Origin of the sequence: Kineosporia babensis, from assembly GCF_021129305.1 — a bacterium.
Classification (GTDB): Bacteria; Actinomycetota; Actinomycetes; order Actinomycetales; family Kineosporiaceae; genus Kineosporia; species Kineosporia babensis.
The window spans coordinates 80,749-95,943 of the sequence record NZ_JAJOMB010000024.1 but is presented as its reverse complement, the minus strand read 5'-3'; the positions used below and the strand labels follow the sequence as shown (position 1 = coordinate 95,943).

At 67.5% G+C, this 15,195-nt stretch carries 16 protein-coding genes; 7 read left to right on the top strand and 9 right to left on the bottom strand.

Features of this window, described 5'->3' with window-relative positions:
* Window positions 1-104: 104 nt before the first annotated feature.
* Both LR394_RS33230 and LR394_RS33225 read right to left on the bottom strand, forming a co-directional pair.
* The gene (locus LR394_RS33230; RefSeq protein WP_231448591.1) at window positions 105-995 is read right to left on the bottom strand and encodes a hypothetical protein; all 891 of its coding nucleotides are present in this window, start codon (window positions 993-995) and stop codon (window positions 105-107) included.
* A 332-nt stretch (window positions 996-1,327) separates the two neighbouring features.
* Window positions 1,328-2,188, bottom strand: coding sequence for a helix-turn-helix transcriptional regulator (locus LR394_RS33225; RefSeq protein ID WP_231448590.1), 861 nt, complete (start codon window positions 2,186-2,188; stop codon window positions 1,328-1,330).
* Between the two features lie 128 nt (window positions 2,189-2,316).
* On the opposite strand from LR394_RS33225, the gene LR394_RS33220 reads away from it, so the two are divergent.
* A complete protein-coding gene (locus LR394_RS33220) occupies window positions 2,317-3,387 on the top strand; it encodes a Gfo/Idh/MocA family protein (protein ID WP_231448589.1) in 1,071 nt (356 codons plus the stop codon).
* Window positions 3,388-3,445: 58 nt separating this feature from the next.
* Here LR394_RS33220 and LR394_RS33215 read toward each other — a convergent pair whose 3' ends face one another.
* Together LR394_RS33215 and LR394_RS33210 are read right to left on the bottom strand one after the other, a co-directional pair.
* A complete protein-coding gene (locus LR394_RS33215; protein WP_231448588.1) occupies window positions 3,446-4,171 on the bottom strand; it encodes a tyrosine-protein phosphatase in 726 nt (241 codons plus the stop codon).
* A gap of 194 nt (window positions 4,172-4,365) precedes the next feature.
* Window positions 4,366-5,190 (bottom strand): SDR family oxidoreductase, encoded by an 825-nt coding sequence (locus tag LR394_RS33210; protein ID WP_231448587.1) that lies wholly within the window; start codon window positions 5,188-5,190, stop codon window positions 4,366-4,368.
* Window positions 5,191-5,298: 108 nt separating this feature from the next.
* Between LR394_RS33210 and LR394_RS33205 the strand changes: the two genes are divergently transcribed.
* The 3 genes from LR394_RS33205 (at window position 5,299) to LR394_RS33195 (ending at window position 8,127) form a co-directional block, all read left to right on the top strand.
* Complete coding sequence (locus LR394_RS33205; RefSeq protein ID WP_231448586.1) at window positions 5,299-6,147, top strand: LysR family transcriptional regulator; 849 nt, start codon at window positions 5,299-5,301, stop codon at window positions 6,145-6,147.
* Between the two features lie 139 nt (window positions 6,148-6,286).
* On the top strand, window positions 6,287-7,435 hold the full coding sequence (locus LR394_RS33200; protein ID WP_231448585.1) for a sensor histidine kinase: 1,149 nt from the start codon (window positions 6,287-6,289) through the stop codon (window positions 7,433-7,435).
* On the top strand, window positions 7,432-8,127 hold the full coding sequence (locus LR394_RS33195; RefSeq protein ID WP_407937177.1) for a response regulator transcription factor: 696 nt from the start codon (window positions 7,432-7,434) through the stop codon (window positions 8,125-8,127). Before LR394_RS33200 ends, LR394_RS33195 begins: the two co-directional genes overlap by 4 nt.
* On the opposite strand, the gene LR394_RS33190 is transcribed toward LR394_RS33195, so the two are convergent.
* Both LR394_RS33190 and LR394_RS33185 read right to left on the bottom strand, forming a co-directional pair.
* On the bottom strand, window positions 8,124-9,236 hold the full coding sequence (locus LR394_RS33190) for an FAD-dependent monooxygenase (RefSeq protein WP_231448583.1): 1,113 nt from the start codon (window positions 9,234-9,236) through the stop codon (window positions 8,124-8,126). The genes LR394_RS33195 and LR394_RS33190 overlap by 4 nt on opposite strands.
* Window positions 9,233-10,501: an MFS transporter gene (locus LR394_RS33185; RefSeq protein WP_231448582.1), complete on the bottom strand. Its 1,269-nt coding sequence runs from the start codon at window positions 10,499-10,501 to the stop codon at window positions 9,233-9,235. The genes LR394_RS33190 and LR394_RS33185 overlap by 4 nt, the downstream gene beginning before the upstream one ends.
* A 134-nt stretch (window positions 10,502-10,635) precedes the next feature.
* Here LR394_RS33185 and LR394_RS33180 point away from each other — a divergent pair, with 134 nt between their 5' ends.
* Window positions 10,636-11,706: an NADAR family protein gene (locus LR394_RS33180; protein WP_231448581.1), complete on the top strand. Its 1,071-nt coding sequence runs from the start codon at window positions 10,636-10,638 to the stop codon at window positions 11,704-11,706.
* A 106-nt stretch (window positions 11,707-11,812) separates the two neighbouring features.
* The gene (locus tag LR394_RS42320; RefSeq protein WP_269330189.1) at window positions 11,813-11,941 is read left to right on the top strand and encodes a hypothetical protein; all 129 of its coding nucleotides are present in this window, start codon (window positions 11,813-11,815) and stop codon (window positions 11,939-11,941) included.
* Window positions 11,942-12,182: 241 nt separating this feature from the next.
* Here the strand turns inward: LR394_RS42320 and LR394_RS33175 are convergent, their stop codons facing one another.
* From LR394_RS33175 to LR394_RS43785, 3 genes are read right to left on the bottom strand one after another with little or no spacing between them, the layout of a single operon-like run.
* Window positions 12,183-13,796, bottom strand: coding sequence for an RNA-guided endonuclease InsQ/TnpB family protein (locus LR394_RS33175; protein ID WP_231448580.1), 1,614 nt, complete (start codon window positions 13,794-13,796; stop codon window positions 12,183-12,185).
* On the bottom strand, window positions 13,729-14,244 hold the full coding sequence (locus LR394_RS33170) for a transposase (RefSeq protein WP_231448579.1): 516 nt from the start codon (window positions 14,242-14,244) through the stop codon (window positions 13,729-13,731). Before LR394_RS33170 ends, LR394_RS33175 begins: the two co-directional genes overlap by 68 nt.
* The gene (locus LR394_RS43785; RefSeq protein ID WP_407937176.1) at window positions 14,201-14,482 is read right to left on the bottom strand and encodes a transposase; all 282 of its coding nucleotides are present in this window, start codon (window positions 14,480-14,482) and stop codon (window positions 14,201-14,203) included. The genes LR394_RS33170 and LR394_RS43785 overlap by 44 nt, the downstream gene beginning before the upstream one ends.
* A 183-nt stretch (window positions 14,483-14,665) precedes the next feature.
* Between LR394_RS43785 and LR394_RS33165 the strand changes: the two genes are divergently transcribed.
* Window positions 14,666-15,157 carry a pyridoxamine 5'-phosphate oxidase family protein gene (locus LR394_RS33165; RefSeq protein ID WP_231448578.1) on the top strand — a complete coding sequence of 164 codons (492 nt, stop codon included), beginning with the start codon at window positions 14,666-14,668 and terminating at the stop codon, window positions 15,155-15,157.
* Window positions 15,158-15,195 lie beyond the last annotated feature (38 nt).

Genomic DNA, 15,195 nt, shown 5'->3' with positions numbered 1-15,195 from the left:
CGATACCGGTCGGAAGATGCAACTCGGGGCGAGACAGATGGGTGCGTCACATGGTCAGGCCTTGCTCGGCGGGCTGGAAGGTGGGACCTGGCCCGGCTTCGTGATCAGGCCCTCTCGCTGGCCGGCGACCGGTGCTCGACGGCGGACAGGGGCACGCTCTGGTCCAGGAGCTGGTGCGTGGAAGAGAAGTTGTTCGTGATCTCGTGCGTGATCTGGTACGTGGTTTCGCTCGCGTACTCGATCTCGACCGTCACCTCGACCCTGCCTACGAACGGATTCTGGCTCGGACCCTCGAGAACGACGGTGGTTCGGACGACTGCCTCGAGCGTGAACTGGCTGCTGTCCGGGCTCAGCTTCATCACCGAACTGGCGATCTCACCGGTGACCTGGAAAGCGTCCGCTTCCGGGCCCGCGCCCTGATCCTCGTTCTCGGTGGTGCAGCACTTGGACTGGAACAGGCCGGCCGGTCGGTTGAGGCACTGGGGACCGGTCTCGACGGCAGGATCCCCAGACGGACCGATGACGAGGCGGAACTGCGGAACTGGGAAGGGCATCCGTCCAAGGTTCAGCGAGAATCGCATCGGGGGGATGTCGTTGTCCGGCTGGAGGACGTCCAGGGCCCGGTCGTGAAGGTCAGCGAAGTGCTGAGGGCTGCCGAACGGATTGCTAACACCGGATCTCCCTCGCCGGCGCACATCGTGAACCAACTCCGGGCCGCGCTCGAGGCCGGTAGAGCGCTCCACAGCCTTGCAGCGCTCTTCCTCAACTGTGTCGGTGCCGACCTTCGGGAACTGGACGATTGGCGGCTGATCTCCCTGGACGGCATCCGCTGGTCCAAGGAAACGCAGTGGCCTCCCGGGAGAAAAGAGTGGGTGGACAGGCACTCTCATGGTGAGGGCCGGGTCAAGGTGATCTGGGATATTCCCGGCGTGCTCGCAGGGTGAGCCGGGGTTCGGATCAGTACCGACGGGCAGATCAGCGACATGGCGCGTCACCACCGATCGGTCAGGTCTCGCGGAGCCACCACAACCAGTGGACGACGTGGCTGTCCGGGCCGCGAATCGTCCATGGTCGGTGCTCCTGCGGGGCAGTGACTCCGGTCTGAGATAATCGCTCTTGCGCAACCTGACCAGCTGGAACGAGATGAAGGAAGGCGGGCACTTCCCGGGCTGGGAGCAGCCCGGAGCGCTGGTCGCGGAGATCAGGAAGGCCTTCCCCGTCAGCTGATCGTCAGGTGTCCGGCGGCACCGGGAGAAGGTTCCGGATCCAGGCTGGGCTTCGCACCCGATGGTGCGCATCATCCGGTCGTAGCGCGGGGCCGTCGCGCTCACGGTGGGCTTGCGGCGATCTCGTCGCGGCCCCAGGCCTGCAGCATCGGCAGCACCTGCGCGGTGCGGGAATCGGGCTCAACCGTGTAGATCACCAGACGCTGGTCATGCTGGTTCGGAGGCGAGACGGTCTCGATGCCGAAGGTGAGCAGCCCGGCCCGGGGATGCGCGATCCGCTTACGCAAAGAGGTCTGATCCGCCACGGTCAGTTCGTCCCACCACTGCCCCAGACGGGAGTCAGGGGCAGTGCGCAGGTCCTCGATCAGGGCGAGCAGTTGCTGATCCGGGGCGTGCCGGCTCATCTGGTGACGCAAGGTACCGACGGCTGCCCGGGCGAAGTCCTCCCAGTTGTCGATCCGGGTCTGGGCGGCGGAGTCGAGCAGAAGCCAGCGGCAGAACGAGAAGCCGGGTTCCAGATGGACGCCGAGCACCGCCTCGAGCGGGCCGCCCCAGGCCAGGACTCGCGAGAACCGGTCGAGCAGGAGCGTGGGAATGTGCTCGAGGGCGGCCATCACCCGCAGCAGTCCTGGATCGGGCGACTGCGGGGCTGAGTGGCGTGGTCCCCGGCGTCCCGGTCCGGCCAGCTGGCGCAGGTGGGTCTGCTCGGTCTCGTCCAGCCGCAGCGCGCGGGCCAGGGCTGCGCAGATGTCGTCGCTGAGCGTGGGCTGGCGGCCCTGTTCGATCCGGCTGTAGTAGTCGGCGCTCAGCCCGGCCAGGAACGCGACCTCCTCCTTGCGCAGCCCGGGGACGCGTCGGGCTCCGGGGAAGGGGGTGATGCCGGCCTGCGAGGGGGTGAGCCGGTCACGGCGCGAGCGCAGGAAGGCGCCGAGGCCCATGGTGTCGGGGGCCGGTCTGCTCATGCGCTTCACGATACGGCGCGGCCCAGGAACGAACCTGGTCAGAGCATGCCCAGGTTCGATCGGGCCTGGCCGGTGGGGGCAGCGGGCGGGTTGGTTGGAGGGCGAGCGCAGACACCTCAGGAGGAAACATGCACCGGGCATTTCGGGTCGGGATCATCGGAGCCGACACCAACGCCAGCTGGGCTCAGCTGTCTCACGTCCCCGCGATCAAGGGGTCGGCCGATCTCGAGCTGGCGGCGGTGGCCACCCGCCGTGAGGAAAGCGCCAAGGCGGCTGCCGCGGCGTTCGGGGCCGAGCGCTGGTACACGGACCCGTTGGCCCTGATCGCGGACGAGCGCGTCGACATCGTCACGGTGGCCGTTCGGGTGGCGGCCCACCGCACGCTGGTCGAGGCCGCGCTGAAGGCGGGAAAAGCGGTCTACTGTGAGGCGCCGCTCGGTATCGACATGACCGAGACGCAGTTGCTCCGGGCGGCCGGGGCCGAGGCGCTGACCGCGGTGGGGCTGCAGGGCCGTCTCAACCCGGCTGCGCGCCGGGCGGCGCGGATGATCGCCGAAGGCGCCATCGGGCGTCCTCTGACTGCTCGAATCGTCTCGACCACCAGTGCTGCCGGAGCCTCGACGGTTTCGCCGTACCTGCACTACGAGGACCCCGCCTCGGGAGCCAACATCCTCACCATCACGGCCGGGCACACCCTGGACCTGATGGAGTTCGTGCTGGGGGAGAGGATCTCCGAGGTCGAGGCCCGGACTCCGACCTTGTTCCCGACGGTTCAGGTGATCGACACCCGGAGCTCGGTCCTGCGGGAAACTCCCGATCATGCCGATGTTCTCGGCCTGGTCGGTGCTGGTGTCGTGTTCAACACCTCGATCGTCGGGGGCGTGGCACCGGACGAGGCGGAGTTCGATTTCATGGTCCGGGGGACACTGGGCTGGTTGCGTCTGCGGGGCGGCACGCTCTACGGCGTTCAGGGCGGTGACCTGACGCTCACCGCGAGCGTCGACTTCGAGAAGCCCGATGCTGCAGTTCTACCGGGCAGCGGTCCGGCGCTGAACGTGGCCGAGGTGTACGCGCGGATTGTTGACGATCTCAGGTCGGGTACGCGGACATCCCCGGGCTTTGCGCTGGCTGAGCGCAGTGCTGCTGTGGTTGCCGCGGTGGCCCGGGCCGGACGGACCGGAGCCCGGCAGAAGGTCTGAGTCCCCGAACGACCTGAGGACGTTGCGGCCGACCCTGGGCCGGAAACCGGACGTCACCTCAGCGTGGCTCTGTCCCGCTGATCAGGCGCTGCTGCAACCGATGGACGCTCTCGGCGCTACCGCCGTGGTGAAAGAACCAGGCGTTGGCACCACCAGGGAAGGCGTTCACTGCGGTCAGGAAGGCCAGCAGCGCCTGAGGTTCCACGCCGTGTAGGGCTGCGGCCACACCGGTGGGCAGCGGGGGTGCGTCGGGGCTGAGGGCAGCCATGATCCGATCGTGCACGGCGGGCAGGGCTGACTCGGTGAGCTGATAGTCGGCGACGATGGCGGCCTGGCTCACCCCGGCCAGCAGCAGGGCCACGGCTACGGTGAGACCTGTACGGTCTTTACCGGCCGTGCAGTGCACGAGTACTGGCGCCGGGGCCGCCGCGATCAGGGTGACTGCCTGGGCCAGGCGGGCGGCGGCCGCTCCGTGGGCGAACAGCAGGTAGAGAGCTTCGAGCGAGGTGAGCGCCGAGGCCGGGTCGCGGTTGAGTTCGCCCAGGACGGGCGCGCTGAGCACGGTGGAGCAATGGGCCAGAGGGTGCTCCGAGACGGGTCGGGTCGGCTCACGCAGATCGATCACCGTGGCCGGGGGCCAGGGCACTCTCGGAGGGGTCGTGTCGCCGGGGCGAGGTGCGTCGCTGCGCAGCAGGAATCCTGGGCTCAGGCCGGGCGCAGCGGTGGCTACGTCACGCAGGTTCGGTGGCCAGGCCGGGGCACCAGGCTCGGGGCGTTGCCGCATGATCCACCTCGATGTCCAGAGTTGACGCCTCCAGGCATTGCTTCCCAGACGAACTCATACACAGCCTACGCATGGACAAGCGCAGCGAAGGACTGCTTCGTCCGGAAGGCGAATGCGAAGATCCTGTCAGGGCCGGCGGTGACAAGACCTGAAGGCGCCCTGCGGCCGGGGTCCGACCGCAGGGAGAACCTCGCTCAGCCCGCGTAGAAGAAGCGCCGACGCCAGGCCTCGTACTCGGCCTGCGGCTGCTGGCGAGCTCGTCCGAGTTCCTCCGAGTCGCTGCCGATCCGGTACCGCAGACGGCCGGTTTCATCGGTGGCGGCCGCGAAGATGGTGTCGGCCACGCTTTGGGAGGTGGCCAGGTACCCCGGCGGGGGCTCGACCTGGAAGCCGTCCAGCGTCGCCTTGATCATCGAACTGTAGACGTCGGACGCGGGAATCCCGGTGAACCTCGCGTAGGTCGCGGCGAAGAAGTTGGTGTCCGGGACGAACCCGGGCTCGACCACCTTGACCTGGATGTTCTGCCCGGTCAGTTCGTCCGCGAGCGACTCGGACCAGTTGTACACGGCGCCCTTGGCCGCGCTGTACACCGACTGCAGCGGCATCGGCACGGTGGCGTTCCCGGACGAGAGGTTGACGATGCGCCCGCTGCCCTGGGCGCGGAACACCGGCAGGGCGGCGCGGACGACGTGCATGGGCCCGAAGACGTTGGTGTCGAAGACTTCCTGGACCATCGGGACGGGTGTGGTCTCGAAAGGCGCAAACAAGCCGATGCCCGCGTTGTTGACCACGACGTCCAAACGTCCGAAATGCTCTGCCGCCCGGGCGACCGCGGCCTGAACGGCTTCTTCGTCACGCACGTCGAGTGGGTGGACGAGCAGACGCTCGGAGGTCTCGCCGGTCCACCGACCCGGATCGCGAAGAGTGGCGACGACGTTCCAGCCGACCTCAAGGAATTTGGCCGCTACGGAGCGGCCAAAGCCGGACGAACTACCCGTGACGAGGACGGTGGGGGCCATGCGAATGCTCCTGGTGCCTGAGTTGCGATTGAATGACCAGCATGTTCGACGTTTCGCGCAGCCGTCCAAGGCCGATCGGTCATGGCTCCATGCACCCTGGGCATGCCCGTGGCTGACCCCGATCTGCGTCTCCTGCGCTACTTCGTCGCGGTGGCCGAGGAACGCAACCTCACCCGGGCAGCGGAACGGCTCCTGATCACCCAGCCCGCCCTCTCACGGGCCATCCAGTCGCTCGAACGGGCGGTCGGCGTGGATCTGCTGATCCGCCGACCCCGCGGCCTGGAACTGACCGCGGCCGGGCAGAGCCTGCTGGAGTCCGCTCGCGACCTCGATGCCCGGATGAGCGCTGCGTTGCAGAACGCGCGGGAGGCCGAGCGGCCCCGGCTGAAGGTCAGCGTTCACATCTGCGACGTGTCCCTGGCCGCCGAACTCTGCGCCTTCGAGCCGGAGATCGATTTCAGCAGTGACGACACCCGCGAGCAGGCCGACCATCTGCGCTCGGGCCGGCACCAGGTCGCCCTGTTGCGCGACCAGTTCGACGAGCCCGGCGTCACCCAGCACCTGCTGCTGACCGAACCGCGCACTGTCATTCTGCCTGCGCGCCACGCCCTGGCCGACCGGGAGTGCATCGAACTCGACGAACTGCTGGACGAGCCGATCACCACGTGGGCCCGGATGTCGGTGGCCGAGGCGGCACACTGGGCCGCCGCCGACGAGAACGGTCGCGAATGGCGCTCAGGTCCGACGGTGACCACACCGGGGGAGGTGCTCGCCGCCGTGCGCCTGGAGCAGGCCATCGCCTTCTACCCGTGGTCGACGGCCCCTCCTGGCACCGCGCTTCCGGGTCTGATTTCCCGTGAGGTGAAAGGGGTCTCGCCGTCGAAGCTCTGGGTCGGACACCGGGCCGCCGACCGATCGCCGGCCGTGACCGAGTTCCTGGAGTGCCTGCTCGGGTGAAGGTAGCGGCTATTTGCGCATCCCGCTCGGCCACCTTCTGCTGGTGGCCAGGCCCGAAGTGTCGATATCCTGACGAAAAGGGCTAAGGGGGACAGGGCTGAGCCGGACCTGGAGGCGCGAGGCTGCGATCACCGCGGTCGTGTTCTTGTTCTGTCTGGCCGGAGGGCTGATTCGGGTCGGCGACGGGCAGTCGCCCGGGCCGGTAAGCCCCGTCCTGTTCGCCCTGCTGTCGTGCGCGGCGTTGCCTTGGCGGCACCGCGCACCCTCGGTCGTCCTGGCCGTCACCACCGCGGGTTGCTTGCTGGTGCAGCCGCTGGAGCTGGTGCCGAGCCCGGTCGTCGTGGTTCCGGCGCTCTTCGCCGCCTACAGCTTCGCCGCAGCCGCCAGGACCGAACGCCAAGCCACCGCAGGGGTAACGCTCAGCTCGCTGGTGCTGCTGATCGGTGCGATTCCGTGGTCGGGCGAGCTTTCCTGGCAGGACGCCAGCAGACTGGGTGCAACGGCGACGTTCCCACTGGTGGCCGGGATTCTCGGACGTTCGACCAGGCACCGTCAGGCCTATCTGGCGGCCGTGCAGGAGCGGGCTGTGCGGGCTGAGCAGGAGCGTGAGCACGAGGCGCGGCGCCGGGTGGGGGAAGAGAGACTGCGTATCGCCCGTGAGCTGCACGACCTCGTGGCCCATCAGATCACCCTGGCCAACGCACAGGCCACAGTCGCGGCTCACCTGTTCGACGCTCGACCGGAGCAGAGCCGTCAGAGCCTGACCGAGCTGGTCGAGACCACCCGACAGGCCCTCGACGAACTGCGGAGCACCGTGGGCCTGCTGCGCCAGAGCGGCGACTCGGCGACGCCGGCCGAACCGGCGCCCGGCCTGGCCCAGCTTCCCCTCCTGCTGAACTCATTTCGTCGCGCAGGCCTGGAAGTCGAACTTGCCGAGGAAGGTTCACCGCGAGCGCTCCCGCCCGGGATCGATCTCAACGCCTATCGCATCGTCCAGGAGGCTCTGACCAACGTGACCAAACACGCCGCCACGGCCCGCGCCCAGGTGATGCTGGCCTGGTCGTCCGGGCATCTGATCCTGACCGTGAGCAACAGCGAGAACCAGCCGGGTGCCTCAAGCCGGCCGCTGGCGTCCTTCATTTCCGAAAGGTCCTCTGGTTACGGGCTGATCGGGATGCGCGAGAGAGCCGCTGCGGCAGGCGGGGAACTTTCGGCCGGCCCGGATCCCCAGGGTGGGTTCCGGGTCTGGGCCTGCCTTCCGATTCCGGCGAAGCGGGAGCTGCGGTGATGCTGAGGGTGTTGCTGGCCGACGATCAGGCATTGCTGCGAGATGCTTTTCGCGTTCTTCTGGATTCCGCCGACGATCTCGTTGTGGTGGGTGAGGCCGGCGACGGCCGGGAAGCGGTCAGGCTTGTCCGGGAACTGCGTCCGGACGTGGTGGTCATGGATATTCGGATGCCGGAGGTGGACGGTCTTGCCGCCACTGAGCAGATCTGCGCGGATCCTGATCTGCAGGCCACGCGTGTGCTGATTCTGACGACCTATGAGACCGACGCCCACGTGGCCCAGGCACTCCGGGCGGGGGCCGCGGGCTTTATCGGCAAAGGCATAGGGGCGGAAGAACTGATGGACGCGGTGCGCACCGTCGCGGCAGGGGAGACTTTGTTGTCTCCTCACGCGACCCGTTCTCTGGTTGAGCGTTTTCTGGCAACTCCGGAAGGCCCGTCCGAAAAGGCTCTGAAAGAACTGAGGACGCTGACCGCCCGTGAGCGGGAAATGCTCGCCCAGGTTGCTACCGGGCTGTCCAACACCGAGATTGCCGAACGGTTGTTCCTCAGCCCTTTCACCGTGCGGGCCCACGTGCAACGGGCGATGACGAAGCTGGGTGCCCGGGATCGGGCGCAGTTGGTGGTGATCGCCTATCGAACGGGATTGGTCCACGCCGCCCCCGGAGGCGACGTGGACCCGTCCTCTGGTTAAGGCAGTTGCAGTGCTGAGTGCGCCGGATGCGCCGTGGAACTGGGTGTGCCGTTGAGGTTGCGCAGCAGGGTGTTCCGCGCGTCGAGGGCCTGCTGGGTGAGCGGGTACATCATGCTTTCGCCGTTGCCGACCAGGGCCTGGTTCTGGGCCACGAAGTCGCGGGTGCCGCGTTCGTAGGCGGTGAAGGCGGCGGTGTGGCCGGGCTGCGTGGCCAGGGCGTGCGCGAGCATGTAGGCGCCGGCCAGAGCCAGGCTGGAGCCCTGACCGGTGAGGAACGAGGGCGCGTGCGCAGCATCGCCGACGAGCGCGACCCGTCCGCTGGACCAGTGCGGCATGCGAATCTGGCTGACCGTGTCGGTGAACAGGTCGTCCGCCTGGTGCATGGCCTTGATCATGCTGGGGATCTCCCATCCGTCCTCGGCAAAGACCTCTGCTGCTTCAGCTTTCTTCGCATCGGCGTAGGTGAAGAACCCATAGACCTGGTCCGGGTCACCCACGGCATACAGCGCGGCCGTCCGGCCCGGGGCATTCCACACCATGAGTTCGTGCGAGAGGTCGTAGATGTTGGGCATGCTGAAAATGGCGAAACGACGGCCGAGGTGACGGCTGAACTGTTCCTCCGGGCCGAAGACAGATGCCCTGGTCTGCGAGTGCATTCCGTCGGCCCCGATGACCAGGTCGAAGGTGCGGCGGCGACCACTGCGGAACGAGACATCAATCCCCGCAATGGTTTCGTTCAGCGTCTCGATGCTGTCGTTGAAGAGGAACTCCACATCGTCGCGCACCAGGGAATGCAGAGCCTCGGCCAGGTCTCCGCGGCGTACCTCCAGATCGTCGGTGGTGCCGGATCCAAGGCTGACCGTGGCCACCGTGCTGCCGTCGCTGTCCAGGAAAGTGGCGCGCCGCGCATCGACATGCGCCTGCCGCAGTTGGGGCAGGATTCCCATCCGCCGGACGACTTCCACGGCCGAGCCGCGAATATCGATCGGATATCCGCCCGAGCGCAACGTATTCGCCTTCTCCACCACGGTGACCGTGAACCCGGAACGGCTGAGCCAGTAGGCCAGCGCCGGACCAGCAATACTTGCGCCTGAGATCAGTACCTTCATGAGAGATTTCCATTCGTGGGGATGCGGGTGAAGAACAGTGCGGCCGCGGCGACGAGCGCGGAGACCACAAATCCGACGACAAAGGACGTGTGCGTCGGGTCATCGGTGGACGGATCGGTTCCGAGGGCGAGGACGATCCCGGCGAGCATCGCGCCCAGGGCGACACCGACCACCCGGGTCACCACGAGCAGGCTGGTGGCCATGCCGGTGTCGCGGGTCTCGACGGTGGTCGCGGTCGCGGCCAGCAGCGCGGTGGTGCCGGCTCCGGCGGCGAAGGCGGTGAGCACCTTGGCCAGGACGAGCTGCCAGGACGAGGAGTGCACGAACGCCAGTGCCAGCAGAGAGATCACGGTGACGACGGTGCCCACGACGACCACCGCCCGCGGGCCGAACCGGGCCGCCGCCACACCACCGACCGAGTCGCTCACCGCTCCGGCGATCACGCCCGGCAGCAGGAGCAGGCCGATGGTGGTGGTGCCGGCCCCGAACCCGTAGCCGCTGCCCGAGACCGCGAGCAGTTGCGGCAGGAGGAAGATCATCATGCCGGAGCTGGCCATGATGAAGAACGTGAGCAGGTAGGCGTTGCGCATCTGCGGGGTGGCCAGGCGGCGCAGGTCCTGACGGATCGAGCTGCGGCGACCGGGCTCGGGCTGCAGTGGTGGGTCGTGCGGCATGAGCCGGGTGACGGCCGCGGTGGCGGCCATGATCACGATCGTCGGCAGCAGGAAGATCCAGTTCCAGGCCAGGTTCTCCGCGATCGGCCCGGCTACCAGGGTCCCGACCATCCCGCCGCCGGTGAACAAGGCCAGGACCACCCCGATCGCTGCCTGGGACTCGCCGGCCGGGAGGTTCTTGCGCACCAGGATGAACGACAGCGGCAGCGCGCCGACCATCACGCCCTGCAGGACCTGGCCGACCAGGAGCACCGGCAGATCAGATGCAGTACCGGCCAGCAGACCGCCCGCCGAGACCACCACAGCCACGGCCAGCAGCACCCGCTTGCCGCCGAACCGGTCGCCGAGCCGGCCGGCCACCGGTGTGAACACCGCGCCCGCGAAGAGCAGCACGTTCGAGATCAGCGCGCCCTGCGCCGGGCTGACCCCGAGTTCGCGCTGCAGCAGCGGCAGCGCGGGCTCGACCACCGACTGCAGGGTGCCCAAGGCCAGGGCCAGAACCCCGAGGGCAGCGATCGACATCCTCCTGACCCGGCGCGAACTCGAGGGAGTCGTGGCAACCTCGGCCACGTCGACGGATGTCCCGTTCATGGGTGGACCACTCCAGACAACTCGAAGGAACTCGGTTGCCTCCACACTCCCTTCCGGCTGCAGGCCGGTCGTCGCCCTCCGGAACCAACTGCGTCTGGTGCAGATGCACTAGAAGCGGCGAGATGATGGTGATCATGAGTCGTCTCAACCAGACCTGGCGCGACGTGGACGGTGAGCGCGTCGAGGGCACCTGGCGGCCGGTGTTCATCCACAAGTTCGGCTGTTACTTCCTCATCGACCTGTGCATCTACGCCGACGCTCTGATCGACTGCGAGGGCCTGACCACGCTGGCGGAGTTCGAGGAGAAGGTGGCCTGCGGGTTCGTGGCGACCGAGATCAAGGACGGCGGTGAGGCCTCGAGCCATGGTCTGGCCGGGTGGACGTTCGCGCGGCCCGAGCCCTGGATCAGCGCCGAGAAGCTCATCGGGGAGGTGCGTGACGAGATCGAGCGGCTGAACAACCGTCCGATCTCCTCCGATCGCTGCCTGGACGCCTTGCAGGTCTTCCTCGAAAAGCAGACCGAGGCCAACCGGGACCTGCTGCGAGAGGCGTACGCGGCGGTCCCGCAGCACGAACGCACCTACCTGCTGCGCGACATGGACCGCCGGGACCGGCCCTTACGTGACCTGATCACCGGCCCGGACCAGAACGCCGAGCACTACGCCGAAGCCCTGCAGTACTTCGCTGCCCAGGACCGGGCCAGGACAACACGGGAACGCCCCGAGCCGGACGAGGCGGGAACCAGTGTGGTCATCCCAGACGCCCACTACGCCAACGAAACCCCCGATGATCCGCGCCTGTTGATGCTGAGCAACCAGCACCGCGCCGAGATCAGCATCGAAGGAGTCACGTATCCGAGCGCCGAGCACGCCTACTGGGCGCTGGCCGTCGTGGACGAGGACGTCCGGGCCCGGGTGATCGCCGAAGAGAGTCGGCGTCTGATCGAACACCTGGTGCGAGGCGCTCAACTGCGTGAGCACTGGGATCAGATCCGCCTGTCGGTCATGACGGACGTGCTGCGAGCGAAGTTCGCCCAGCATCCCGACGCGGCGGCAACGCTGATCGGCACGGGGTCTGCGCGGCTGATCCACCACGGCCCCGAGCATTCGTTCTGGACGGAAGACGATGGTCAGGGCCGCAACTGGATCGGCCGAATCCTCGAACTCCTTCGCTCGGACCTGATCCGCGCCCAACTGGACGCTTGAGCGAAGAATATTGCGCGGTGCAACAGATCGCCCGCGTCGTCGGGTGACGGCACGGGCGACCCGGCCGCGAAACGCGACCTAACGACTGACGCTGGCACCTAGCGGCGTGGGAGCTGAGCCGCCGAGCTGGGCCGTCGGGATGCCTTTGGTCTCGCGGGCGGTGACGGCGGAGATCGCCGCGGTGATTGCGATGACCGCGGTGAAGCTGGCGGTGACCTTCCAGCCGCCCTCCTGAACTCCACCCTCGGCGGAGGGGGCCGTACGCCTCCCGCTCAACGTGGCCCCCGCCGCGACCTCCGGCCTGGCCCAGCACGTCGCGTTCGTCTGCGCCGACATCGTCACCGTCGCCCGTCGCGCCCGTGCCGCAGAAATGCGCTTCCTTCCCGTGCCCGCCAATTACTAGGGACTGTGGACAGTTTCTGTCCTCGACGTCACCGGGGTGACGAGGGAGCCGTCCCGGCCCCGCTGGATTGGTTCTATGCCGCTTGGGAGGGTGCTTGTGGTGGTTGTTCTTTCCTGCGGCGCAGCCGTGGTTTCGGCCGGACGAGGCCGGGGCGTCCGGCTTCCTGCCAGGCTCGTTCGGCGGCCAGGCCCCGGGCCCGGATGTTGCGGGCAGCGTTGATGTCGGCATGCTCGTAGAGCCCGCAGGCGCCGCAGTAGAACGTGTCACGGGTGATGCGGTTGGTGGCGTCAATGACGGCGCAGGCTGAGCATTGCTGTGAGGTGTGGGCCGGGTTGACCAGCCAGATACGGCGTCCCAGCCCGGCGCTTTCAGCCCTGACCGTGACCCATCGGGCTACTCGTGCCGGTGCCGCCTGCGCCAGGGCCCGGTTCAGGCCCGACTTGGCTGCCACGTTCTTGCCGGGTTCCTCGGTCGTGCCCTTCGCTGACTTCGTCATGCCCTGAAGGTTCAGGTCTTCCAAAACGATGACCTCGTGTTCAGCCACGAGGGTCTTGGCGGTGTGCCGGGCCCAGTTCTCCTCAATGTTCGACACGCGCCGGTGCAGACGAGCGATCCGGCGCGAGAGCTGCCGCCAGCGCCGACCGTACTTCTTCGTTCCCGAACGATCCTGCTGAAGGGCGATAATCTCGGCCCGGATACCGGCCAGACGCGCGACGAGTTCGCCCGCATGATGCATCAAGCCGGATGATACGGCTCCCTGCATACTTTCAGGGGCAGCGGACTCTGAAGCTGTAGCCACGAGAACGGCGACACCACGGTCGATCCCGACCACCGATCCCGGTTGCGCCACGGGCAACTGCTCGACGGCAACATCACGGAATCCGATGCTGGCTCGCCAGGAGCAGCCCTCCCGGTTGGCGCGGGTCAAGGTCAGCGTGGTGGCCACGCCACCACGCTCGGCATACCGCCGCAACTGCCGTACCGCAGGCTTCGACAGAGGGATGACGCCGACGCCCTGGACGTACAGGTGAGGACGTGGACGCTTCTTCGTGCCTTCGAGGTTGAGTTTCCAGCCGGTGGTTTCGTCGTAGCCGATGGTGCGCCACCGGCCCTGGCCCTTGAACCGCGGGTACCCGGGGGTCTCACCAGCATTGACGCGCCGGAAGAACGCGGTGAAGGCCTCGTCCACCCGGCGCATCGCCCACCTCAACGGCTGGATACCCCAGGCCAGGACATCATCGCGCACACCCCGCAGATGCGTGATGTGACCGAACTGCTGGAACAGGTCGATCCGGGTCCTCGAAGGATGCCGGTAGGCATCCCGACGCTCTTGAAGCGCCGCGTTGTAGATCTCGCGAGTGGCATCGAGAAGCTCCAGCAGAGAACGTTTCTGGGCGCGGGTCGCGGGCTTGAACGCGATCTCGGCCTTGCGGAAGACCGTATCGTCGCGCCCATCGACGATCAGCTTGCCACCAGCACGGCCCATGCCGTACCGGGGCGCCCGGACCCTCGAGGAGATCATGCCGATCACTGTGCCACGAGAGCCCGACAAAACAGGAATCATCGACGTCAGGAGCCACGTACTACAACAGGCGCAACGGGCGCAACAGGCGCAACATCTACCCGAGCGCCGCGACCTGCATCCACGCCGTTGCCGACGCTTGTGTCGCTTCGAAGGATCGGCCAAGCCGCCGCCACTGGCTGAGCTCTGAAAACGCGGCCTCGACCTTCCACAACGGCTTCCACGGCCGGAACTCACCCTTCGGCCGGTCCGGGTCAAACGTGATCACCGCCTTGACTCCGTAGTCGGCCTCCAGTCCGTTGGCCATGCCCCGGAATCCCACATCTCCCATGATCGTGGTGACGCGCTCGGCGGTCGGCAGCACATCCACGAGAAGTTCCTTCGCAGCGCGCACGTCGTGCATCCGCGAGCCCGTCACCCGCACCGCGACTGGCAAGCCAAGGTAGTCGATCGGGATGGTGCGCTGGGCGCCGTTCAGCTTGTACTTACCGTGCCCCTGGTGAAACGACACGCCTCGCTGGCCGCCCTTGGCGATCTGGGTATCGACCAGCAGCAGCGACGGTTCGGCCTCACACCCGGCCGCCATCCGCAGCGTTCGACGCAGCATATCCATCGCCCGCTGCCACACGCCCCGGTCCCGCCAGCGCGCCCAGGTCCGCCAGATCGTGTTCCAGTTCCCCGAACTCCGACGGGATCATACGCCACGGACATCCCGCCTTCGCCCGGTACAAGATCGCGTTGACCATCGTGCGGCGATCCACCTGCGGTGCCGGGCCCCGGCTACCTCCGCAGCCGAACACCGGCTCGAGCAGACCCCATTCGTCATCAGTCAGATCAGTTGCATACGGCACGCCTCGCCAACCGGCACCAGCCCGCCGATCATGAGGAAAACTGTCCACAGTCCCTTACGGGGCCGCCAACGCTCCCGTCCGGCTCGCCGCCCAAAGCCGCTGACTCGTCCGCTCTCGACAGGCGCCGGTCGTCACTCGCTGATACCGATGGGCGTACCAACCGTGATGAAGGGACGAGGGCTCATGCCGAAGGACGAGCATCAGGCCGGGGTGGCCAAGGTGGCCGAGATCATCAAGGACGTCCGGATCGCCATGCTGACCACCATCGACGACGACGGTCACCTGGTCAGCCGGCCGATGGCGGTGCAGCAGGTCGAGTTCGACGGCGACCTGTGGTTCGTGTCCGACGGCGATGCCCGCAAGGTGCACCAGATCCAGCACGGTGCGCGCACCAACGTCTCCTTCGCCAGCAACGGGGCCTGGCTGTCGGTGGCCGGGGACGCCGAGGTGCGGCACGACCGGCAGAAGCTGGAAGAACTGTGGAACCCCGTCCTGGAGGCCTGGTTTCCCGATGGCCCGGATATGGCCGGCATCGCGCTGGTGAAGATCCACGCCGATACGGCCGAGTACTGGGACGCGCCCGGCAGCAAGGTCACCACGCTGATCAGCTACGTGAAGGCCAGGGTGAAGGGGGAACGGGCCGAGGTCGGCGAGAACGAGGTCGTCGATCTCTGAAAGTGATCAGCCTCCGAGGACGGGCGGCGCGTCGGCCA